Consider the following 22,593-nt stretch of genomic DNA (forward strand, 5'->3'; position numbering starts at 1 on the left):
ATGACCGACCAGACTGCTCCTTCTGGGGGGACCCCCCAGACCCCCGTCTGCCGCCGCCTCGTCGGCCGCACGGCCGTCATCACCGGCGCAGGCAGCGGCATCGGCCTCGCCACCGCGCGCCGCCTGGCCTCCGAGGGCGCGAACGTCGTCTGCGGCGACATCGACGAGACCGCGGGCAAGAAGGCGGCCGAGGAGGTCGGCGGGACCTTCGTGAAGGTCGACGTCACCGACGCCGAGCAGGTCGAGGCGCTGTTCAAGACGGCGTACGACACCTACGGCTCCGTCGACGTCGCCTTCAACAACGCGGGCATCTCGCCGCCCGACGACGACTCCATCCTGGACACCGGCCTGGAGGCCTGGAAGCGCGTCCAGGAGGTCAACCTCACCTCCGTGTACCTGTGCTGCAAGGCCGCCATCCCCTACATGCGGCGCCAGGGCAAGGGCTCCATCATCAACACGGCCTCGTTCGTGGCCCGCATGGGCGCGGCGACCTCGCAGATCTCGTACACCGCCTCCAAGGGCGGCGTCCTCGCGATGTCGCGCGAGCTGGGCGTGCAGTTCGCGCGCGAGGGCATCCGCGTGAACGCGCTGTGCCCGGGCCCGGTGAACACCCCGCTGCTCCAGGAACTGTTCGCCAAGGACCCCGAGCGCGCCGCCCGCCGTCTCGTGCACATCCCCGTGGGCCGCTTCGCCGAGGCCGACGAACTGGCCGCCGCGGTCGCGTTCCTCGCCAGCGACGACTCGTCGTTCGTGAACGCCACGGACTTCCTCGTCGACGGCGGCATCGCGGGCGCGTACGTCACGCCCCTGTAGGTCACGCAGGTCAGGTCCCGGGGCGGGGCCAACTTCCCCCGCGGGCCTCTGACCTGGTGACCCTCACCTTGCTGTACGGTCCACTCACATGCGTAACCGACATGTACTGGCGCTGACGCTCGCCACGGCCGCCACCTCGCTGGCGGCCGTGGCGACGTCGTTCCCCGCGGCCGCCGCCACGGCCGCGACCCCCGGCACCGCCTCCTCGAAGGCGACCGAGCGCTGCCCGCAGCTCTCGCACAAGCTGACCTGGTACGGCGACAACCGCGCCCGCCTCCAGCGAATGATCGACGAGCGCGGCACCTGCTCGAACCCCGGTCTCCGGCACGGCGACAAGCGGCCCGTCGCCGCCTTCGACTGGGACAACACCGTCGTCAAGAACGACGTCACCGACGTGACCATCGCCTGGGCGCTCAGGCACGACAAGATCCTGCGGCCCAAGAGCTGGAAGTCCACCAGCAAGTGGATGACGGACGCCGCCCACCGGGCCCTCACCAAGGCCTGCGGCACCTCCGTCCCGGTCGGCAGGCCGCTGCCCACCTCCACCGACACCGCCTGCGCGGACGAGATCTTCGAGATCCGCGAGGACGGCAAGACGATGAGCGGCGCGGCCGCCTTCGCCGGCACCTGGAACCACCGGCGCACCGTTCCCCAGTACGCCTGGGTGCCGCAGATCTTCGCCGGGCATACCGTGCGCGAAGTCGAGAGCTACGCCCGCAAGGCCCGCAAGGAGGCCCTCGCGGCCCCCGTCGGCGCCACGCAGACCGTCGGCACGCACACCATCCCCGGCTACGCGCGCTACTACGAGCAGCAGCACGACCTGATCCGCACCCTCAAGAAGGCCGGGTTCGACGTCTACATCGTCTCGGCGGGCTCCGAGCCGGTCGCCGAAGTCTGGGCGGGCGGCAAGAGCGGCGTCGGCATCGACCGCAAGCACACCATCGCCATCCGCTCCGTCCTCGACCGCAAGGGCCGCATCACCACCTGGAACCAGGGCTGCGGCGGCGTTCCCGTCAGCAAGGGCGAGGCCATCCCGTACATCGACGGCAAGCGCTGCTGGATCAACCAGGAGATCTTCGGCGTCAAGGGCAAGGCGGCCTGGCACAAGCAGCGCTGGGACCGGCGGATCGCGCTCGGCGGCGGTGACGCGGACACCGACGTGACGTTCGTCGGCGACGCGACGGGCGCGCACCTCGTGCTCAACCGCAACAAGAGCGAGTTCATGTGCCGGGCCTACGACAACGCCGACGGGCGGTGGGTCGTGAACCCGATGTTCATCGAGCCGCTGCCGCAGAAGGCCGGTACGTACCCGTGCTCGACGTCCGCGTACAACGAGCCGGACGGAAGCAGGGGTCCGGTGCTGCGCCCGGACGGCTCCGTCGTGCCGGACCAGCGGGACTCGGTGTACTAGAGGGCCGGGCGAGCAGATGGGGCGGGCCCGAGCTGATTGCGCGGAAGTTCGGGCCACGTCCTAGAGTGCCGGGATGAGCATGACGCCCCCTGCCGGCTGGTACCCGGACCCGTCGACGCCCGGCACCGAGCGCTGGTGGGACGGGGCCGCGTGGACCGACCACCGGCGCACGCCCGCCGCCGTGACCGGCGCGTACCAACCCCCGCAGGCGCAGCCGGGGTTCGGCACCACGGTGCTGCAGCAGCCGGGTCCGCGGGCAGCCCCGGCGGGCGGTGGCCGCGCGAAGATCGTCGCGCTCTCCGTCGCCGGTGCCGTCCTGGTCGCCTCGATCGTCACCGGCGTCGTCGTGCTCCAGGACGACGACGGCGACCCGCAGGGCAGCCCCGCGCCCACGGCCTCCACCGCCGACGAACCGAGCCCGGCGCCCTCCACGTCCACGCCCGCGCCGGAGACCTCCACACCCGACGCGGACCCGGACACCCTCGTCGACCAGCTCAACGGCATCACCCTGCCGGTGCCGGACGGCTGGGAGAAGGCCGACAACACCGTCGGCAACGAACTCGCCCTGCAGACCCCGGACACCTACGACTGCCCGGGCGATCCCGGCCTCTGCCGCCACGGCAAGATCACGTCGAGCACGGCGACCGGCACCGACGAGCGCTCGCCCAAGAAGCTCGCCGAGGCGGACATCAAGGACGCCGCCGACGCCGCGTACGACGAGGACAGCATCAACCGCAAGCCGTTCGGCGGCATGACCCGGCACGAGCGGGTCAAGGCGGGCACGGTGACGGTCGGCGGCCGCAGCGGCTACTTCGTGCGCTGGCGCGTGCACACCAACAAGGGCTCCGGCGGGTACGTCCAGTCCCTCGCCTTCCCCTCCAGCACCGGCTCCGAGGCCATGGTCGTCGTCCGCTTCACCATCGACGCCGGGAAGGGCGCGCCGCCGCTGTCCGACATCGACAAGGTGATCGAGGGGATCAGGCCGGTCGGGGACAGCGAGACGGGCGGGGGAGTGGGGAGCAGCGTCGGGCCTTCGTAGCCGGACGCGGGCGTGCTGCTAGAGGGAGGCGTGCCGCTAGAGGAAGGTGTGGCCTTCGCCGCGGTACGTCGGCACGGCGCCCGTCACCCGCTCGCCCTCGACCAGGTACAGCTTCTCGAACCGCTCGCACAGCTCACCGGCCTTGGCGTGCCGGAACCACACCTTGTCGCCGACGCGCAGCTCGTCCGCGGGCGGCCCGAGCAGCGGGGTCTGCACCTCGCCCGCGCCCTCCTGCGGGTCGTAGCGCAGCCCGTCCGGGAGGTACGGGACCGGGGAGCGGTCGGCGCCCGCGACGCCCGACGCCGGATAGCCGCCGCCGAGCACCGTGACCACGCCGGGCCCCGGCCTGCGCACGACCGGCAGAGCGAACAGGGCGGCCGGACGGCCGCTGAACGACGTGTAGTTGTCGAAGAGACGCGGTACGTAGAGTCCCGACCCGGCGGCGATCTCGGTCACCGCGGACTCGGCGGCGGTGTGCTGGACACTGCCCGTGCCGCCGCCGTTCACGAACTCCAGATCGGGCGCGGCGGTGCGGACCGCCCGGATGGTGGCGGCGCGGCGGGCCGCGAGTTCCTTGCGGGCGGTGGCCTGCATCATGCGTACGGCCCGCGACTTGGCCGGATGTCCCTCGACGGCGTCGCCGACCCCGGCCACATGGCCCTCGTACGCCATCACGCCCACGAGCCGGAACCCCGGCCGCCGGCCGATCGCGCGGGCGAGGGCCGCGACCTGGGCGGGCTCGTGCAGCGGCGAGCGGCGCGCGCCGACGCGGACCCGGCCGCCGAGCAGCTTCAGCGAGGTGTCCAACTCCAGGCAGACCCGCACCTCTTCGCGGCCGCCGTCGCGCGCGTCGTCGATGAGGCGTAGCTGCGCCGGGTCGTCGACCATCACGGTGACGGCCGAGGCCAGCTTGGGGTCGGCGGTCAGCTCCGCGAAGGCGGCGCGGTCCGCCGAGGGGTACGCGAGCAGGACGTCACCGAAGCCGGAGCGGGCGAGCCAGAGCGACTCCGCGAGCGTGAACGACATGACCCCCGCGAATCCGTCCCGCGCGAGCACCCGCTCCAGCAGCGCGCGGCACCGCACGGACTTGCTCGCCACCCGGATCGGCTTCCCGCCGGCCCGGCGCACGAGATCGTCGGCGTTGGCGTCGAACGCCTCCACGTCCACCATCGCGAGCGGGGCGTCGAGGTGCGCGGTGGCCCGGTCGTAGCGGGCCCGGTCTGCGGCTCGGCCTCTCATGACGGCAGCCTGCCAGACGTCGCTACCCGAGGGTAGGGGGATGATCCGGGCAGATCACCCCGGCCTGCGGACTGGGTTCCCGTGGGCCTCGTGTCAGCCCGTAGAGTGACGCGCACGCAGGGAGCGCGCGACGCGACGGAACGGGGGGTGCATGAGCACGGAGGCGCGACGGCCCCCCGTCCCCCCACGTCCCGGCACCCCGCCACGGGTGCCGGCCCCCTCGCGGAACGCGCCCGGGACGCCGCCCCGGCCGGCCCCCGAGGAGCGCCCTGACGCCCCGTCGGAGCCGCCGCCTCCGCCCGCGACTGCCCGCTTCCCCGACGTCCGCCCGCCGCTGGCGCGGGACCGGGAGCGTCGGCAGGACGACGGTGCGGCGGGCGCGGCAGGCGGCGATACGTCACTGCGGGGGACGGCGGACGGCTCGGGCGAGTTGGGCGCGGGTCACGCGCGTGGCGTGAGCGCGGGCGGCGACTCGGCTGACGGTGCCGACCCCGTCGACGGTACGGACCTGGCCGACGACGCGTCGGCGAGCGACGACCTGGGCTCCATGGTCGAGGACTTGCTGGCACCGTTCGACCGGGTGCGGCTGCCCAGGCTTGCGGGGGAGACACCCGTGACGGAGGCCGCTGCAACGGGGGAGGCTGCGAGGGGGGAGGCCGCGACGGGGAGCGCGGCAACAGAAGCGGCCGCACCGCAGGTCGCCGCGGCGGATGCCCTCGCGACGGGGAACGCCACAACGAAGGGCGCCGCGACGGCGGACGTGGCAACGGAAGCCGCCGCGACGGATGCCCCGGCGACGGATGCCCCCGCGACAGGGAACGCCACAATGGGAGCCGCCGCACCGCAGGCCGCTGCAACGGGGGAGGCTGCGACGGCGGACGTCGCAACAGAGGCCGCCGCACCGGAGAACATCCCGACGGAGCCGGTGCCGGACATCCCCCCGCCCCCGCCTGCCTCAGCCCGGTTGCCGGACGCGCCGCCGTCGGTCGCGCCGCCCGGCACACCCCGGCCCACGGAGGCAGGCCGCCCCGATGCACCACACGTACCGGCCAGGCCGCCACGCGCACCCTCCGCGGGCGCTACCACCGAGGGCACGGTGCTTCCGCCGCCGCATGCCCCCAACTCGCCCTCGGCCAGGGCGAGTTCGTGCCCGCGGTCAGCGATAGCCCGGGGCGCCGAAGCTGCGGCGCCGTCCACCACACCCCGGGCAGTCCCGGACCCACGGGCGCGCGCAACGGCTGCCCAAGACACGGTGCCCGCACGGCCGTCACATGCTCCGGCCCCGCCCGGGGGCACGTCCCCGGACGTCGGCCAGGACAAGGGCACGAGCGCCGAAACCACCGAGCTCGCACGTCCGTTGGACGTTCCTCCGCCCCCAAGTGCGCTCCCACGGGCGCGGGCCGCCAGTGCCCGGTCGGCCGGGGCACCGCCCCGCCCCGGTGTCCCGCCGCGGCCGGCCGGTGCGCCGCGTGGTGGTGGCGGGCCGGAGAGGAAGGGCGCCGCGCGAGGGTTCGCGGCGCGGCGGACTGCCGCCGTGCGGCGGCCTGTTGGCGCGGTGGACCTGACGCCGGGGGCCGACACCGGCCGTCCCTTCGTGTTTCTGGCGAGGCCCGCGCTGTACGACGACACCACCACCCGGCTGCGCCCCGTCGGCGCCTGGGCGCGGCCACGCGCGGCCGCCGCCGTGGCCTGCGTGGTGCTCGGCCTCGGGCTCATCGGCGGTGCGGTGACCGGGAGTTGGCTGACCGGCGAGTCCGACGCGGCCGGCGGCTCAAGGAACGCCTACGTCGAGGCGGGCGAGCTCTGGCACAGCGTGCCCGTCGACGAACTGTTCCCGCCCTCGATCAAGGGCGAGGGCGCGGGCCCCGGCGGCGCCGACCGCACCTGGAACCGCGTCGCCGTCGCCCCCGACAGCACCTGCAAGAACGCCTTCGACCCGCTCCTGCGCAAGGCCCTCGCCCCCGCAGGCTGCCTGCGCCTGCTGCGCGCCACGTACGCGGACGCGACCCGCAGCCATGTCACCACCGTGGGCCTGCTGTTCACGAAGGCCGACGCCGAGGCGATGCGCGCCCTGCGCACTCGGTTCACCGAGGAGGGCCTCGACACCCGGACGGACCTGATGCCCCGTCCGTACGCAGCCAAGGGCACCCCGGCCGCGGACTTCGGCGACCTCCAGCGCGCCACCTGGACCCTGTCCGTGCTGCCCGACGCGCCCGTCGTCGCCTACGCCGTCTCCGGCTTCGCCGACGGCCGCGTCGTCACCGACCCGGAGCCCGCCGCCGATGCCATGAAGACGGGCGCCACCTCCGCCCCCGCCCAGGCCGGCCTCGGCAACGACGCGAAGGGCATCGCCGACCGCGTCGAACGCGGCCTGCGCAAGACCGTCGACGCGGCCACGGAGAAGGCGTCGTGAGGAGCGGCCACGGCGACGGGGGCACGAACAGCCGCCACGGAGCAGCCAGCAGGGGAATGGGCACGGTGGTCGGCAAGGCAACGCGCACGGTGGTCGGCAAGGGAACGCGCACGGCGGTCGGCAAGGGAACGCGCACGGCGGTCGGCAAGGGAACGCGCACGGCGGCCGTCGCCGCGCTCGCCGCGACGCTCGCCCTGCTGCCCGCCGCCACCCCCGCGTACGCCGACGACGGCATCCGCGCCCAGCAGTGGGCCCTCGACGTGATGGGCACCGACCAGGCCTGGCGCACCACCAAGGGCGAGGGCGTCACTGTCGCCGTGCTCGACACCGGCGTCGACGCCTCGCACCCCGACCTGACCGGCAACGTCCTGCCCGGCAAGGACATGGTCGGCTTCGGCGCCCGCAAGGGCGACCGGTCCTGGGCCCGGCACGGCACCGCCATGGCGGGGATCGTCGCGGGGCACGGGCACGGCGCGGGCCGCCGCGACGGCGTCCTCGGCATCGCCCCCGAGGCACGGATCCTGCCGGTCCGGGTGATCCTCGAAGACGGCGACCCCGCCCGCAAGAAGGCCCGCTCCACCCGCGGCAACGCCCTCGCCGAAGGCATCCGCTGGGCCGCCGACCACGGCGCCGACGTCATCAACCTCTCCCTCGGCGACGACTCCAAGTCCGCCCACCCGGAGCCGACGGAGGACGCCGCCGTCCAGTACGCCCTGAAGAAGGGCGCCGTCGTCGTCGCCTCCGCGGGCAACGGCGGCGAGCGCGGCGACCACATCTCGTACCCCGCCGCGTACCCCGGAGTGATCGCCGCGACGGCCGTCGACAACAACGGCGCGCGGGCCTCCTTCTCCACCCGCCGCTGGTACGCCACCGTCAGCGCGCCCGGCGACGACATCGTGATCGCCGACCCCAACCGCAGGTACTACGAGGGCTGGGGCACCAGCGCGGCGTCCGCCTTCGTGTCCGGGGCGGTCGCCCTCATCCGCGCCGCCCACCCCGGACTCGGCCCCGCCGAGATCAAGGAGCTCCTGCGGGACACCGCGCGGGACGCCCCGGCCGGCGGCCGCGACGACTCCCGGGGCTTCGGCCTCATCGACCCGGTCGCGGCGCTCGCCCGCGCCGGGAAGATCAAGCCCGAGTCGCTGCGGACGACGGCCCACGCCAACAAGTACTTCGGCCCGGGCCCGGACGAGCACTCCGACGACGAGGAGCCCGCCGGCTGGATCGGACCCGTGGCCGGAGGGCTCGGCGTGGCCCTGCTGGCGGCGGGCATCGTGCTGTGGCGGGGGCGTCGGAGCACGTCCGCGCGCTGACGTTAGGGTCGGTGCCGTGGCGAACAAGAACATCCCCGACCCCGGTTTCTCCGACGACGACGGGTCGGCCGACCCCGCCCTGAGCGCGGCACTCGCCGCCTGGGCCGACGACCGGAGCGCCGACGGCCCGGTCCTGGAGGCCCTCGCCGGAGCACGGCTCCTCGTCCCCGTCGTCGCCATGCTGGGCGAGGTGGAAGAAGACGAGAACGGGCTGCGGCGCGAGAAGAACAGCGACATGGCGGTCCCCACCCTCAAGGCGGGCCACCGCACCGCCCTGCCCGCCTTCACCTCCACCGAGGCCCTCGCCCTGTGGGACCCCGAGGCCCGCCCCGTCGCCGTACCGCTGCACCAGGTGCTCCAGGCGGCGGCGCACGAGCAGGCCGACACGATCGTCCTCGACCTCGCCGGACCCGTCCCGTACGAGCTGAACCGCCCCGCCCTGATCGCCCTCGCCGAGGGCCGCCGCAGCTCCGACGCGCTGACGGACCCGGCCGTCACCACCGCCGTCCGCGCCGCCGTCGCCGCCGAGCCCGCCGTGCTCCGCGCCCACCTCGGCCCCGGCGACGCCGACGGCACCCTGGCGCTGGTCCTGGACCCGGCCGCCGCCCCGGCCGCGGCCGCCCAGCGCGTCGCCGAAGCCCTCGCCGCCGACGAAACACTCAGGGCCCGCCTGGTGCGCGGCCTCGACCTGGCACTCCTGCCCGCCGAGGCGACGCCACCGGGCGAACCCCTCTACGTACGCGACTGAGAGCGGCGCGTCTTCGTACGCGGACGAAGAGCGGTGCGCGGGCCGTCAGCCGAAGACCGGCCCCGTGTACTTCTCGCCGGGGCCCTGACCGGGCTCGTCCGGCACCAGCGACGCCTCGCGGAACGCGAGCTGCAGCGACTTCAGGCCGTCCCGCAGCGGCGCCGCGTGGAAGGAGCTGATCTCCGTCGCGCTCGCGTCCATCAGACCGGCGAGGGCCTGGATCAGCTTGCGGGCCTCGTCCAGGTCCTTGTGGGCCGCGCCCTCCTCGGCGAGGCCCAGGTTCACCGCCGCCGCGCTCATCAGGTGCACCGCGACCGTCGTGATCACCTCGACCGCGGGGACGTCCGCGATGTCGCGGGTCATGGCGTCGAAGCCGGGGCTCTGGGGTGCGTCGTGGGGTGCGGGGGTGGCCGCGGGGCTCGTGTCACTCATGCCCCTCACCCTAGAGCCGCGTCCGGGCCGTTCGCCCCACCCCCCGGGACCTGCTAACCTTGTGTAACGACCGGCCGGACACCCATGTGCGAACGAGGGATCCGGCCCACAAGTGGAGGCTCCGATCTCCCACCTGGCCGCTCCTTGGAGCGGCGGGTCACCGGTCAGGCGGACGCCGCGCAGCGCGCGATGGACCGCCCGATGCGCCCCGCGATCACCGCGGAGGTGCTCCGGTAGGTATGTGGAGCCCCTTCTGTGATCGGTCCGGGGCATTTTTTGCGTCCCGGTGCGGTTGGTCCAGATAACAGACGTAACGCGGCTGTCCGCCAGACGGTCGCGTGGTGCTACCGAGGAGGATCCATCAGCGCCGAGCCCCGCATCAACGACCGGATTCGCGTTCCCGAGGTGCGACTTGTCGGTCCCAGCGGCGAGCAGGTCGGGATTGTTCCGCTTGCCAAGGCCCTGGAGCTTGCGCAGGAGTACGACCTGGACCTGGTCGAGGTCGCGGCGAACGCCCGTCCGCCCGTGTGCAAGCTCATGGACTACGGGAAGTTCAAGTACGAGTCGGCCATGAAGGCCCGTGAGGCGCGCAAGAACCAGGCGCACACGGTCATCAAGGAGATGAAGCTCCGGCCGAAGATCGACCCGCACGACTACGACACCAAGAAGGGTCACGTCGTCCGGTTCCTCAAGCAGGGCGACAAGGTCAAGATCACGATCATGTTCCGTGGTCGCGAGCAGTCCCGTCCGGAGCTCGGCTTCCGGCTGCTGCAGCGGCTCGCGGAGGACGTCCAGGACCTCGGGTTCATCGAGTCGAACCCGAAGCAGGACGGCCGCAACATGATCATGGTTCTCGGTCCGCACAAGAAGAAGACCGAGGCGATGGCCGAGGCCCGTGAGGCCCAGGCGGCTCGCAAGGCGGAAGCGAAGGCCAACCCGGGCAAGTCGCAGAACGCCGCCGAGGAGGAGCTTTCCGAAGCCCCCGCCGAGGCCCCGGCCGAGGCTTCCGCCGAGGCCTGATCCCCGGACGCGAGTCCAGGGATGCCAACCGAACACATGACGCTCCCGGATGCCCGGTTTCAGGACCGGGCATCGGAGTGCCACTGACGAGGAGAGAACGGCGCTATGCCGAAGAACAAGACGCACAGCGGTGCCAAGAAGCGCTTCAAGATCACCGGCTCCGGCAAGGTGCTCCGTGAGCGCGCCGGCAAGCGCCACCTGCTCGAGCACAAGTCGTCCCGTCTGACGCGTCGCCTCACCGGCAACGCCGAGATGGCCCCGGGCGACGCCGCGAAGATCAAGAAGCTTCTCGGCAAGTGAGTCCGGGCGCGCACCGCGCGCCTGATCTCTGACCGGGACCCAATCGATACCGGGTCGTGTGAGTCCAACCACGGCCCCGCTACAAGGAGTTAACAAGTGGCACGCGTCAAGCGGGCAGTCAACGCCCACAAGAAGCGTCGGGCGATCCTCGAGCAGGCCAGCGGCTACCGCGGCCAGCGGTCGCGCCTGTACCGCAAGGCGAAGGAGCAGGTCACCCACTCCCTCGTCTACAACTACAACGACCGCAAGAAGCGCAAGGGCGACTTCCGTCAGCTGTGGATCCAGCGCATCAACGCCGCTGCCCGCGCCAACGGCATCACCTACAACCGCTTCATCCAGGGTCTGAAGGCCGCCAACATCGAGGTGGACCGCAAGATCCTCGCCGAGCTGGCCGTGAACGACGCCAACGCGTTCTCCGCGCTGGTCGAGGTCGCGCAGAAGGCGCTGCCTTCCGACGTCAACGCCCCCAAGGCCGCGTGACGTTGCACTGAGCTTGAGCCGTGATTGGACCCGTAGGCCGACTGAGCCTGCGGGTCCAATCACGTTCGGCTCGCGGTCCGTTCGGCACCGCCGGACCGCGCCGTCCCGGCTGAGCGCCGTCGCGGCGGAAGTAAAAGCACCGTTCCCCTCTGCGAACCCGAAAGCGACTCGATGGTCAACGGCCCCGAACTGATCTCCCCGCGTTCGCCGCGCGTCAGCGCTGCGCGGCGGCTCGCCAAGCGGAACTTCCGGGGGAAGGAGCGGCTGTTCCTCGCGGAGGGGCCGCAGGCCGTGCGGGAGGCCGCCGCGCATCGCGGGGGCGGGGAGCCCACGCTCGTGGAGCTGTTCGCGACCGTCGAGGCCGCCGAGCGGTACGCGGACATCGTGGGCGCCGCCCGTGACGTCGGCGCGCGCGTGCACCTCGCGGACGAGAGCGTCATCGCCGACATCTCGACGACCGTGACCCCGCAGGGTCTCGTCGGCGTGTGCAGGTTCCTCGACGTGCCGCTGGCGGAGATCCTCGCGGCCCGGCCCAAGCTCGTCGCCGTGCTCGCGCACGTACGCGACCCCGGCAACGCGGGCACCGTGCTGCGCTGCGCCGACGCCGCCGGAGCCGACGCCGTCGTCCTCACCGACGCCTCCGTCGACCTCTACAACCCCAAGGCCGTGCGCGCCTCCGTCGGCTCGCACTTCCACCTGCCGGTGGCCGTGGGCGTTCCCGTCGAGGACGCCGTACGAGGCCTGAAGGGCGCGGGCGTGCGGGTGCTGGCCGCGGACGGCGCGGGCGAGGACGACCTCGACGCCGAGCTGGACCAGGGCACCATGGGCACCGAGACGGCCTGGATCTTCGGCAACGAGGCCTGGGGGCTCCCGGAGGAGACCCGCGCACTCGCCGACGCGGTGGTGCGCGTTCCGATCCACGGAAGTGCCGAGAGTTTGAACCTCGCGACGGCCGCGGCCGTATGCCTCTATGCGTCCGCCCGTGCACAGCGCGCCGCCGGAGGGTGCCGCTCCGTCACCCTCGGCTAGTAGTGTGTCGGGCTCGGAGGCTCACTGCGCCGGTTCCGAGAGGCGGGGATAGCGGGAATGAGCGTCGGCACGAGCAGACCACCGGGAGTGCGGGACCTTCTGTGCCCGCCCGCGGGCCACGCGGGACCGGCAGGCCCGGGCCCGGGGGAGCTCGGCATCGACCCGGACGACCTGCCCGACGGCCTGGTCGTGGCCGACGAGAGCGGGCGCGTGATCTGCTTCAATGCCGCCGCGGCCCGCATCACCGCCGTCCGCGCCGCCGACGCGCTGGGCATCTCCATCGAGCGTGCCCTGCCCCTGGAGGACCTCGAAGGCCGCCGGTGGTGGCAGATCACCGATCCGTACGGCGGGCTCACCATCCGCGTCGCCCAGCCCGAGCGGAATCTGCTGCTGCCCGGCGGCCGCGAAGTGCTGGTGTCCGCGCGGTACGTCCGGACGCGGCCGACCGGGCCGCTGCGACGCCTCGTCGTCTCCCTGCGTGACACCGAGGCCCGGCGCCGCACCGAACGCAGCCACGCCGAGCTGATCGCCACCGTCGCCCATGAACTGCGCTCGCCGCTGACGTCCGTCAAGGGCTTCACGGCGACGCTGCTCGCCAAGTGGGAGCGCTTCACCGACGACCAGAAGAAGCTGATGCTGGAGACCGTGGACGCGGACGCGAACCGCGTGACCCGGCTCATCGCCGAGCTGCTCGACATCTCCCGGATCGACTCCGGACGGCTCGAACTGCGACGGCAGCCCGTCGACATCGGCGCCGCCGTGGGGCGGCACATCCAGGCCCATGTCGCCGCCGGCCAGGACGCCGACCGCTTCCTCGTCCGGCTCCAGCAGCCGCTGCCCGACCTGTGGGCCGACCCGGACAAGATCGATCAGGTGCTGAGCAATCTCCTGGAAAATGCGGTGCGGCACGGCGAAGGAACGGTCACCATCGATGTGGCACCCTCGCCGTCCCTGCGGGTGCGGGGAGCGGTCGACACCGCGGTCACTGTCAGCGACGAGGGATCCGGCATTCCGGAGGAGTCGATGAGCCGCGTCTTCACCCGCTTCTGGCGGGGCAGCAAACGCGGCGGGACAGGACTGGGGTTGTACATCGTGAAGGGCATCGTCGAAGCACACGGCGGCACGATCACCGTGGGCCGCGCGGCGACCGGCGGCGCCCAGTTCCGATTTACGTTGCCCGTAGGGGCTCCGGCGTACCTTCAGTGATCATCGGCCGGGACTCGGCGCGCAGCCGCCGGGACCCCGCCGGTCACCACCGATCACCGCCTGAGCCGCCCGCGGGCGCATGCGTTCACCACACCCCCGTTAGACTCGGTCGTTGGCACCTTTGTGTCCCCAATTTCGGGACAACTCGTCTCCGACTCGTTGACGGGGACCATCCGCCAGCCAACCGGAAGCACGGGAAGAGATGTCGGCACCGAACAAGTCGTACGACCCTGTCGAGGTCGAGGCACTGAAACCTGAAGAGATCGAGCGCATGCGGGACGAGGCGCTCGCCGCCTTCGCGGCCGCCGCCGACCTCGACCAGCTCCAGGAGGCGAAGACCGCCCACACCGGCACCGCCTCGCCGCTTGCGCTCGCCAACCGCGAGATCGGCGCGCTGCCCCCGCAGGCCAAGGCCGACGCGGGCAAGCGCGTGGGCATGGCCCGCGGCGCGGTGAACAAGGCGCTCGCCGCCCGCCAGGCCGAGCTCGAGGCCGAGCGTGACGCGCGCGTCCTGGTCGAGGAGGCCGTGGACGTCTCGCTGCCCCACGACCGCGTACCGGCCGGTGCCCGGCACCCGCTGACCACGCTGTCGGAGCGCATCGAGGACATCTTCGTGGCCATGGGCTACGCGGTCGCCGAGGGCCCCGAGGCCGAGGCGGAGTGGTTCAACTTCGACGCCCTGAACATCGGCCCCGACCACCCGGCCCGCGGCGAGCAGGACACCTTCTTCGTCGACGCCGCGTCCCTCGGCGCGGCTGACGCGTCCGCCGCGGACGCCGAGGGCTCCGGTGTCGTCCTTCGCACCCACACCTCGCCCGTGCAGATCCGCTCGCTCATCGACCGCGAGCCGCCGGTGTACGTGATCTGCCCCGGCCGCGTGTACCGCACGGACGAGCTGGACGCCACCCACACCCCGGTCTTCCACCAGGTCGAGCTGCTCGCCGTGGACGAGGGCCTGACCATGGCCGACCTCAAGGGCACCCTGGACCACATGGTGCAGGAGCTCTTCGGCGGCGAGGGCATGAGGACCCGGCTGCGGCCGAACTTCTTCCCCTTCACCGAGCCGTCCGCCGAGATGGACATGGTCTGCTACGTGTGCCGTGGCGAGTCCGTGGGCAACCCCGACCGCCCCTGCCGCACCTGCTCCTCCGAGGGCTGGATCGAGCTCGGCGGCTGCGGCATGGTCAACCCCAAGGTGCTGACCGCCTGTGGCGTGGACCCCGAGAAGTACAGCGGATTCGCCTTCGGGTTCGGCATCGAGCGGATGCTGATGTTCCGCCACAACGTAGAAGACATGCGAGACATGGTCGAGGGTGACGTGCGCTTCACCCGGCCGTTCGGGATGGAGATCTGATGCGGGTCCCGCTTTCCTGGCTGCGGGAGTATGTCGACCTCCCCGCCACCGAGACCGGCCGCGATGTGCAGGCCAAGCTCGTCTCGGCAGGTCTCGAGGTGGAGACCGTCGAACAGCTCGGCGCGGGCCTCAAGGGCCCCCTCGTCGTCGGCAAGGTCCTCACCATCGAGGAGCTGGAGGGCTTCAAGAAGCCCATCCGCTTCTGCACCGTCGACGTCGGCACGGCCAACGGCACCGGTGAGCCGCAGGAGATCGTCTGCGGCGCCCGGAACTTCTCCGTCGGCGACAAGGTCGTCGTGGTCCTGCCCGGCGCCGTGCTGCCCGGCGACTTCGCGATCTCCGCGCGCAAGACGTACGGCAAGACCTCGCACGGCATGATCTGCTCCGGCGACGAGCTCGGCATGGGCGACGACGGCTCCGGCGGCATCATCGTGCTGCCGCCCGAGCACGAGGCCGGCACCGACGCCATCGAGCTGCTCGAGCTGGTCGACGAGGTCCTGGACATCGCCGTCACGCCCGACCGCGGCTACTGCCTGTCGATGCGCGGCGTCGCCCGCGAGACCGCCACCGCGTACGGCCTGCCGCTGCGCGACCCGGCGCTGCTCGACGTCCCGGCGCCGAACTCCTTCGGTTACCCGGTGCAGGTCGCCGACCCGACCGGCTGCGACCGCTTCACCGCGCGCACCGTCACCGGCCTGCGCCCCGACGCCCGCTCGCCGATCTGGCTGCGCCGCCGCCTGCAGAAGGCGGGCATGCGCCCGATCTCGCTCGCCGTCGACATCACGAACTACGTGATGCTGGAGCTCGGCCAGCCCCTGCACGCCTACGACCGCTCGCGCGTCCAGGGCGCCATCGGCGTCCGCCGGGCCGAGCAGGGCGAGAAGTTCACCACCCTCGACGGCGCCCAGCGGGTGCTCGACGCCGAGGACCTGGTGATCACCGACGACCGAGGCGCGATCGGCCTCGCGGGCGTCATGGGCGGCGCCAACACCGAGATCGCGGACCACGAGACCGAGGCCGGCACCACCGACGTCGTCATCGAGGCCGCGCACTTTGACCCGGTCACCGTGGCCCGCACCGCGCGCCGCCACAAGCTGTCCTCCGAGGCGGCCAAGCGCTTCGAGCGCGGCGTCGACCCGCAGGCCGCGTCCGCCGCCGCGCAGCGCACCGTCGACCTCCTCGTGCTGCTCGCGGGCGGCACCGCCGAGGCCGGCGTCACGGAGGTCATCGCGCCCTCCGCGCCGCACACCATCACGATGCCCGCCGACCACCCGGACAAGGTCGCCGGTGTGGCCTACGGCCGCGAGACCGTCGTACGCCGCCTCCAGGAGGTCGGCTGCGACGTGTACGGACAGGACTCCCTGACCGTCACCGTGCCGTCCTGGCGGCCCGACCTCGCCGAGATCAACGACCTCGCCGAGGAGGTCATCCGCCTCGAGGGATACGAGAACCTGCCCTCGACGCTGCCCAAGCCCCCCGCCGGGCGCGGCCTGACCGAGCGGCAGCGGCTGCACCGGCGCGTGGGCCGCGCCCTCGCCGGGGCCGGTTACGTCGAGGCGCCGAACTACCCGTTCGTCGCGGAGCAGGTCTTCGACCAGCTCGGCCTCGACAAGGACGACCCGAACCGCCGCGTCGTCAAGCTCGTCAACCCGCTGTCCGACGAGGAGCCCGCTCTTCGTACGACGCTGCTGCCGGGCCTGCTCGCCACGCTGCGGCGCAACGACGGCCGCGGCAGCCACGACCTGGCGCTGTTCGAGACCGGCCTGGTGTTCCACCCGCGCGCCGCGGGGGAGGCCGTCCTCGCCGAGAACCCGCCCGTCGACCGCCGTCCCACGGACGAGGAGATCGCGGCGCTCAACGCCGTCCTGCCCGAGCAGCCCCGGCACGTCGCGGCCGTCCTCACCGGCGCCCGTGAGCAGGCCGGCTGGTGGGGCAAGGGCCGCCCGGCCGACTGGGCGGACGCGATCGAGGCGGCGCGCTCCGTGGCCCGCGAGGCCGGCGCCGAACTCATCGTCCAGCAGGGCCAGTACGGCCCGTGGCACCCGGGCCGCTGCGCCGAGCTGTGCGTGTTCCTGGAGCACGCCGACGGCGTCGCCGCCGACGGCAGCGAGGGCGAGATCGTCGTCATCGGCCACGCCGGTGAGCTGCACCCGCGCGTCATCAAGGCGCTCGGCCTGCCCGCCCGCACCTGCGCGATGGAGCTGAACCTCGACGTGCTCGCCGAGGCCGGCGAGGGCACCCTGCGGGCGCCGCGCATCTCGGCCTTCCCGGTGGCCACGCAGGACGTCGCGCTCGTCGTCGACGAGGACGTGCCCGCGGCCGTCGTCGAGGCCTTCCTGCGCGACGGCGCAGGTGAACTCCTCGAGGACATCCGCCTGTTCGACGTCTTCACCGGCGAGCAGATCGGCGAGGGCAAGAAGTCCCTGGCGTACGCCCTGCGGTTCCGCGCCGCCGACCGCACGCTGACGGTCGACGAGGCCAGCGCCGCCCGCGACGCGGCCGTGGCGCGCGCCGCCGAGGTCACCGGGGCGGTGCTGCGCGGGGCCTAGCCCCCGCCGAATCCCGGTGCGCGAAGGCGCAGTTGAGGGGCGTATCCGTGGACGCGGATGCGCCCCTCACTCGTTGGGGTGACAACGCCCGGCGATCTGACCCGATCCGGCCATGCGGTCGACAGAATCAATGCGGCCGCAGGGGCCGGCCCGCACACGGCCCGCACGCTGAACCGTGCCTTAGGGGGGCCGTCGGCATGATCCGGATCAAGCCTCGCGCGCCCCGCCGCGGCGCCGGGGTCCACCGCGGAGTGAGCCTGCGCGCGCGGACCCCCCGGCAGCCCAGAGGCGCGAGCCACGGGGCCGGCGCCGCGTTCGAGCGGCCGCGCGCCCGCCGCCTGCGCCGCGCGCTCGCGCTCGGCCTGCCCACGGTGTGGGGCGCCGTCGCCATCACGTACAAACTCGCCTGCCCGCTCGCCCAACAGCACAGCCTGGGCGCGCGGATCGTCACCAGCGCCGTCTTCTTCGCCGTCGGCACCGGCCTGGTGCTGCACGTGCGGCACGCGCTGCTGCGCGAGCTGCGGCAGCTCCGCGAGGTCGCGGGCGCCGCGCAGAACGTGCTCCTCCGGCCGCTGCCGCCCTGCGTCGACGGCCTCGCGCTCGCCGCGGGCCGGCTGTCCGCCACGCACGGCGCGTCCGTCGGCGGCGATCTGTACGAGGTGGCGGCCACCGACCACGGCGTGCGGCTCGTGATGGGCGACGTGCGCGGGCACGGGCTCGCCGCGATCGGCACCGCGGCCGCCGTCCTCGGCAGCTTCCGCGAGGCCGCCCACGAGGAACCCGAACTGCCCCTCGTCCTCAGACGTCTTGAGCGCGCGCTCGCCCGGCACATGAGGGAGCGCTCCCGCGCCGAGCAGCTCGCGGCCGGGCACCCCGCCGCCGGGCATCCCGCCGCCGGGCATCTCGCCGAGCACCTCGCGGCCGAGCACGCCGCGAGCGGGGCCGCCCCGCCGGACGGCCCGCTCGCCGAGGAGTTCGTGACCGTCCTGCTCGTCGAGATCAGCCGGGCCGGGGACGTGTGGGCGCTCAACTGCGGCCATCCCTGGCCCTATCGGCTGCGCGGCCGGGCCGAACCGATGGTGGGCGGGGACCCGCTGCCGCCGCTCGGACCGTTCCCGCTCCCCGCCGAACTGCCCCTGGCACACTGCGGACGGCTGCTCCCCGGCGACGCGCTGGCCCTGCACACGGACGGCATGGAGGACGCGCGCAACGTGGCCGGTGAGTTCTTCCCGCTGCAGTCCGTGCTCAGCGAGGCCGCCCGCACCCGGCCGGTGTCGCCGCAGGCCGTGATCCACACCGTGTACGGCGAACTGCTGCGCCACATCGGCCGGCTGACGTCGGACGACGCCGCGCTCCTCGTCCTGCGCAACGACCGGCACCGAGTGCCGTCGCAGCAGGCGGAGACCGGGCGGCGCGCCCGCACCATGAGCTGAACACCGCCCGGTGTGGTGCGGCCTGCGCCGTCCGGGCCGTCGCGGAACTGCCGGGCAGACGACGGCCGACGGACGGCGCCACAGAGGGGCCGCCGCACTGTATATGAGGGGGAGCCGGCGGCCCGGCCGCCTCCTTGGTGAGGGCTCTCAGTCAACCGACCTCGCGCCCCGCGCGGCAGAGCGCACACCCTCCGGATGCGAGCACTCCGTTCACACCCCGTGTGCGCGTGACTCCATTAGGCTGGGCGCACCGAGCCACCGGAGGGCATCCATGCAGCCCAACACCCTGCTCGACGCGATTCTCGACGAAGCCGGCATCTCGCATGCGGGACTTGCCGCCCATGTCAACCAGGCGGGCAAGGCCAGAGGCCTCTCGCTGAGATACGAACACACCGCCGTGGCCCGCTGGTTGAAGGGCCAGCGCCCGCGCGGCCAGGTGCCCGACCTCATCTGCGAAGTGCTCGCAGGACGCCTGCAGCGCACGGTCACGCTCGACGACATCGGCCTCGGCGTGCCCGGACTCCCGGCCGCGCGGCAGGGCTCGATGGCCTCCACGCTCTCCGGGTTCGTCGAGCGCGCCACGGCCCTGTGGCGCTCGGACGAACAGCAGCGCCCGCATCTGCTCGGCGCGCCCGCGGTCACCGGCACGCCCGCGGTGATGCCCGTCTGGGAGTGGGAGAACCCGCCGGAGGACGTGGACGTCTCCCGCGGCGGACGCCACCCGGTCAGCATGGCGGACATAGAAATGATGCGCGCGGCCCGCACGCACTACGAGCAGATGTACCGCAAGACGGGCGGCATCGCGACGCGCACCCGCATCGTCGGCTTCCTGAACGCCGAGGCGGCGCCGCTGCTCCGGGGCAGCTACACCGACGCGATGGGGCGTCAGCTGCACCGCGCGACGGGCGGCCTGGTGGCGATCGCCGGGATCTGCGCGTACGACTCGGACGCGCACGGCCTGGCGCAGCGCTATTTCCACCAGGCACTGCGGCTCGCGAAGGCCAGCGGGGACCGGGGGCTCGGCGCGTACGTCATCGCGCTGCTCGTCAACCAGTCGCTGTTCATGCGCGAATACCGCCAGGCGGTCGCCTTCGCGGAGGCCGCGCTGCGGGCCGCGGGCCGCGACATCACCCCGGCGCTCGCCTCGGATCTGTACGCGATGCAGGCCAAGTCGTACGCGCACCTGGGCGACGGCAGCAGCGCGCTGTCGTGCATCCGGCGCGCCGAGGCCGCGGCCGACCGCATCCGCAGGGGGCGCGAACCGGACGAGACGGGCTATGTCCAGCCCGGCCTGGTGAACGTACAGGTGGCCGAGGCGCTGCTCAGCCTCGGTGATCTCGCGGGCGCGCACGAACACGCCGCGGCGGCCGTGGACACTCCGGCGCACGACCGGGGCCGGGTGCACCGGCTCGCCATGCTCAGCCAGATCGAACTGCGACAGGGGAACACCGACGAGGCGGTGGCCACGGCGGTGGAGATGGCAGAACAGGCGCGGGGGATGGAGTCACAGCGGCTGCGTGACCGGCTGCGGGCGGTGCGCGAGCACCTGGTGCGCAGCGACTGCGCGGGCACGGCCGAGGCCGCCGAACTGATCGACGGGGCGCTGCGCGTGCCGCTGTAACCGCTCGGCGCGATGCCGCGCGAGGTGCCGTGCTGCCGGGGGCGGGGGCTCCAGCACGCATGACACGTGCTACTTCGCTCTGCCGTGCGCGGAGTGCTCTGGACACCCTCCTGCTGCGATATTGCCATCTACTCGGCGGAAGGTGGCAGAACCGTGCAGTGGACGAAACAGAGCGAACAAACTGTGTATGGAAATCGATGGTTCACCGTCAATCTCGCAGATGTGGAGCTGCCGGACGGGCGACACCTCGACCACTTCCTGATACGGCTGCGGCCGGTCGCGATCGCCACGGTCGTCAACGAGGCCAACGAGGTGCTGCTCCTGTGGCGGCACCGCTTCATCACCGACAGCTGGGGCTGGGAGCTGGCCGCCGGGGTCGTCGAGGACGGCGAGGACATCGCCTACGCGGCGGCCCGCGAGATGGAGGAGGAGACCGGCTGGCGGCCGGGACCCCTGCGGCACCTGATGAGCGTGGAGCCGTCCAACGGTCTCACCGACGCCCGGCACCACATCTACTGGTCGGACGAAGGGACCTACATCGGCCACCCGGAGGACGACTTCGAGTCGGACCGCCGTGAGTGGGTCCCGCTGAAGCTCGTCCCCGACATGGTGGCGCGGGGCGAGGTCCCGGCCGCCAACATGGCGGCGGCACTCCTCCTGCTGCACCATCTGCGCCTTGGCCAGGACGCACGTTAGCCGGTCCGCGCCGGCCCCGGAACTAGTGCCCGAGGACCTGCCAGACCGCCACCGCGAGCGCCCCGATTGCCGTGAGGGCGGCGAGGGCCGGCAGTGGCCACCGGTTGTGCTCAAGGGCCGTGATCCGGAGGGACAGGTCGTCCTGGTCCTTGGTGTGCTGTGCGTCGCTCTGGGTGAGTAACGCGAGCCGTCCGTCGACGCGAGCGAGGCCCACGTCCAGGCTGCGACGTAACTCTGCGAGTTCTTCCGGGACCACGGGACGCTCGGGGTCGGTGGTCACGAGTCCGCTCCTTTCTGTAGTGGTCACATCCCCCCTGTGCGCACGGAAAGTCAACTCGCCTGGTGGTCGCGGCGGGAGCGTGTGCGCAGGGCATATGCGAGCCCCCCGCGCACACGGTGTGTGAACGGCGCGGGCCCGGCACTCAAAGAGTGCCGGGCCCGTGAACTGGCCGAAAATTGACTTGAGTTCAGGTACGGAGCGTAACCGGATCGCGGGGCGGATCGGCCCAAGCGGAACGCGCCGGGCGGTGCGCCGGGCGTCCCGGCGAGCCGGTCTCGGGGGCGGCCGGTCAGGCGTACGTGTAGAAGCCCGAGCCCGTCTTGCGGCCCAGGCGGCCCGCGTCGACCATGCGCTGGAGCAGCGGGGGAGCGGCGTACAGCGGCTCCTTGTACTCCTCGTACATGCTGTCCGCCACCGACGCCACGGTGTCCAGGCCGATCAGGTCGGACAGCTTCAGCGGACCCATCGGGTGGGCGCAGCCCATCTCCATGCCGTTGTCGATGTCCTCGCGGGACGCGATGCCCGACTCGAACATCCGGATGGCCGAGAGCAGATACGGGATGAGGAGCGCGTTCACCACGAAGCCCGAGCGGTCCTGGGCGCGGATCGCGTGCTTGCCGAGCACCTTCTCCACCAGGGACTGTGCCCGGCTGATCGTGCCCTCCGACGTGGTCAGCGCCGGGATCAGCTCGACGAGCTGCTGCACGGGGGCCGGGTTGAAGAAGTGGATGCCGATGACCTGGTCCGGGCGAGACGTCGCCACGGCCAGCTTCACCAGCGGAATGGAGGAGGTGTTGGAGGCGAGGATCGCGTCCTGGCGCGTCACCACCTGGTCGAGCACCTGGAAGATCTCGGTCTTGATCTGCTCGTTCTCGACGACCGCCTCGATGACGAGGTCCCGGTCGGCGAACTCGCCCAGGTCGGTGGTGAAGCTGAGCCGCTCGATGGTGGCGTCCCGCTCCTCGTCGGAGATCTTGCCGCGCTCGGCCGCCTTGGTCAGGGAGTTGTACAGCCGTGTGCGGCCGATCTCCAGGGCCTCGCCGGTGGTCTCCGCGACCATGACGTCCAGGCCGGAGCGGGCGCAGACCTCCGCGATACCCGCGCCCATCTGGCCACAGCCCACCACTCCGACGCGCGCAATGTCGGCCATAGAGTCGGTCACCTCGTGCCTTTCGCTGATCCATTGGTCCGGCAGGTTCCCCCGTAAGGTCCGGTCC

Annotated in this window: 20 protein-coding genes; 16 read left to right on the forward strand and 4 right to left on the reverse strand. The window is 72.7% G+C overall.

Annotation, left to right across the window (positions count from 1 at the left end; genetic code table 11):
- The 3 genes from AC0KTA_RS31365 to AC0KTA_RS31375 all read left to right on the forward strand — a co-directional run bounded on the left by AC0KTA_RS31365 (position 1) and on the right by AC0KTA_RS31375 (position 3,263).
- Positions 1-813, forward strand: a complete 813-nt coding sequence (locus AC0KTA_RS31365; RefSeq protein WP_481051574.1) for a 3-oxoacyl-ACP reductase — start codon at positions 1-3, stop codon at positions 811-813.
- Positions 814-901: 88 nt separating this feature from the next.
- The gene (locus tag AC0KTA_RS31370; RefSeq protein WP_481051575.1) at positions 902-2,224 is read left to right on the forward strand and encodes an HAD family hydrolase; all 1,323 of its coding nucleotides are present in this window, start codon (positions 902-904) and stop codon (positions 2,222-2,224) included.
- A 73-nt stretch (positions 2,225-2,297) separates the two neighbouring features.
- The gene (locus AC0KTA_RS31375) at positions 2,298-3,263 is read left to right on the forward strand and encodes a DUF2510 domain-containing protein (RefSeq protein ID WP_481051576.1); all 966 of its coding nucleotides are present in this window, start codon (positions 2,298-2,300) and stop codon (positions 3,261-3,263) included.
- 36 nt (positions 3,264-3,299) lie between these two features.
- Here the strand turns inward: AC0KTA_RS31375 and AC0KTA_RS31380 are convergent, their stop codons facing one another.
- Positions 3,300-4,502, reverse strand: coding sequence for an amino acid deaminase/aldolase (locus AC0KTA_RS31380; RefSeq protein WP_481051577.1), 1,203 nt, complete (start codon positions 4,500-4,502; stop codon positions 3,300-3,302).
- A gap of 1,534 nt (positions 4,503-6,036) precedes the next feature.
- Here AC0KTA_RS31380 and AC0KTA_RS31385 point away from each other — a divergent pair.
- The 3 genes from AC0KTA_RS31385 to AC0KTA_RS31395 are packed head-to-tail and all read left to right on the forward strand — an operon-like array spanning position 6,037 to position 8,976.
- Entirely contained in the window at positions 6,037-6,915 is an 879-nt protein-coding gene (locus tag AC0KTA_RS31385; RefSeq protein ID WP_481051578.1) for a hypothetical protein, read from the forward strand.
- On the forward strand, positions 6,912-8,228 hold the full coding sequence (mycP, locus tag AC0KTA_RS31390; RefSeq protein WP_481051579.1) for a type VII secretion-associated serine protease mycosin: 1,317 nt from the start codon (positions 6,912-6,914) through the stop codon (positions 8,226-8,228). The genes AC0KTA_RS31385 and mycP overlap by 4 nt, the downstream gene beginning before the upstream one ends.
- A gap of 16 nt (positions 8,229-8,244) precedes the next feature.
- Entirely contained in the window at positions 8,245-8,976 is a 732-nt protein-coding gene (locus AC0KTA_RS31395) for an SseB family protein (RefSeq protein ID WP_481051580.1), read from the forward strand.
- 45 nt (positions 8,977-9,021) lie between these two features.
- Here the strand turns inward: AC0KTA_RS31395 and AC0KTA_RS31400 are convergent, their stop codons facing one another.
- Positions 9,022-9,408 carry a DUF1844 domain-containing protein gene (locus tag AC0KTA_RS31400; RefSeq protein WP_481051581.1) on the reverse strand — a complete coding sequence of 129 codons (387 nt, stop codon included), beginning with the start codon at positions 9,406-9,408 and terminating at the stop codon, positions 9,022-9,024.
- Positions 9,409-9,768: 360 nt separating this feature from the next.
- Here AC0KTA_RS31400 and infC point away from each other — a divergent pair, with 360 nt between their 5' ends.
- From infC to AC0KTA_RS31450, 10 genes are all read left to right on the forward strand, one after another.
- Positions 9,769-10,428, forward strand: coding sequence for a translation initiation factor IF-3 (gene infC / locus AC0KTA_RS31405; RefSeq protein ID WP_481056633.1), 660 nt, complete (start codon positions 9,769-9,771; stop codon positions 10,426-10,428).
- A 105-nt stretch (positions 10,429-10,533) separates the two neighbouring features.
- Entirely contained in the window at positions 10,534-10,728 is a 195-nt protein-coding gene (rpmI, locus tag AC0KTA_RS31410; protein WP_018848956.1) for a 50S ribosomal protein L35, read from the forward strand.
- 96 nt (positions 10,729-10,824) lie between these two features.
- Entirely contained in the window at positions 10,825-11,208 is a 384-nt protein-coding gene (gene rplT / locus AC0KTA_RS31415; RefSeq protein ID WP_481051582.1) for a 50S ribosomal protein L20, read from the forward strand.
- 171 nt (positions 11,209-11,379) lie between these two features.
- Positions 11,380-12,237 carry a TrmH family RNA methyltransferase gene (locus AC0KTA_RS31420; protein ID WP_481051583.1) on the forward strand — a complete coding sequence of 286 codons (858 nt, stop codon included), beginning with the start codon at positions 11,380-11,382 and terminating at the stop codon, positions 12,235-12,237.
- 57 nt (positions 12,238-12,294) lie between these two features.
- A complete protein-coding gene (locus tag AC0KTA_RS31425; RefSeq protein ID WP_481051584.1) occupies positions 12,295-13,443 on the forward strand; it encodes a sensor histidine kinase in 1,149 nt (382 codons plus the stop codon).
- A 202-nt stretch (positions 13,444-13,645) separates the two neighbouring features.
- Positions 13,646-14,797, forward strand: coding sequence for a phenylalanine--tRNA ligase subunit alpha (gene pheS / locus AC0KTA_RS31430; protein ID WP_481051585.1), 1,152 nt, complete (start codon positions 13,646-13,648; stop codon positions 14,795-14,797).
- Positions 14,797-17,346, forward strand: a complete 2,550-nt coding sequence (pheT, locus tag AC0KTA_RS31435) for a phenylalanine--tRNA ligase subunit beta (protein WP_481051586.1) — start codon at positions 14,797-14,799, stop codon at positions 17,344-17,346. The genes pheS and pheT overlap by 1 nt, the downstream gene beginning before the upstream one ends.
- Positions 17,347-17,543: 197 nt before the next feature.
- Positions 17,544-18,779: a PP2C family protein-serine/threonine phosphatase gene (locus AC0KTA_RS31440; protein ID WP_481051587.1), complete on the forward strand. Its 1,236-nt coding sequence runs from the start codon at positions 17,544-17,546 to the stop codon at positions 18,777-18,779.
- Positions 18,780-19,050: 271 nt separating this feature from the next.
- Entirely contained in the window at positions 19,051-20,400 is a 1,350-nt protein-coding gene (locus AC0KTA_RS31445; protein WP_481051588.1) for an NsdA family TPR-like regulatory protein, read from the forward strand.
- 153 nt (positions 20,401-20,553) lie between these two features.
- Complete coding sequence (locus AC0KTA_RS31450; protein ID WP_190119489.1) at positions 20,554-21,096, forward strand: NUDIX hydrolase; 543 nt, start codon at positions 20,554-20,556, stop codon at positions 21,094-21,096.
- Between the two features lie 22 nt (positions 21,097-21,118).
- Here the strand turns inward: AC0KTA_RS31450 and AC0KTA_RS31455 are convergent, their stop codons facing one another.
- Together AC0KTA_RS31455 and AC0KTA_RS31460 are read right to left on the reverse strand one after the other, a co-directional pair.
- Entirely contained in the window at positions 21,119-21,376 is a 258-nt protein-coding gene (locus AC0KTA_RS31455) for a hypothetical protein (protein WP_481051589.1), read from the reverse strand.
- 289 nt (positions 21,377-21,665) lie between these two features.
- Positions 21,666-22,526, reverse strand: a complete 861-nt coding sequence (locus AC0KTA_RS31460) for a 3-hydroxybutyryl-CoA dehydrogenase (protein WP_481051590.1) — start codon at positions 22,524-22,526, stop codon at positions 21,666-21,668.
- Between the last annotated feature and the right edge of the window lie 67 nt (positions 22,527-22,593).

It is taken from the genome of Streptomyces sp. Y309, assembly GCF_056712025.1.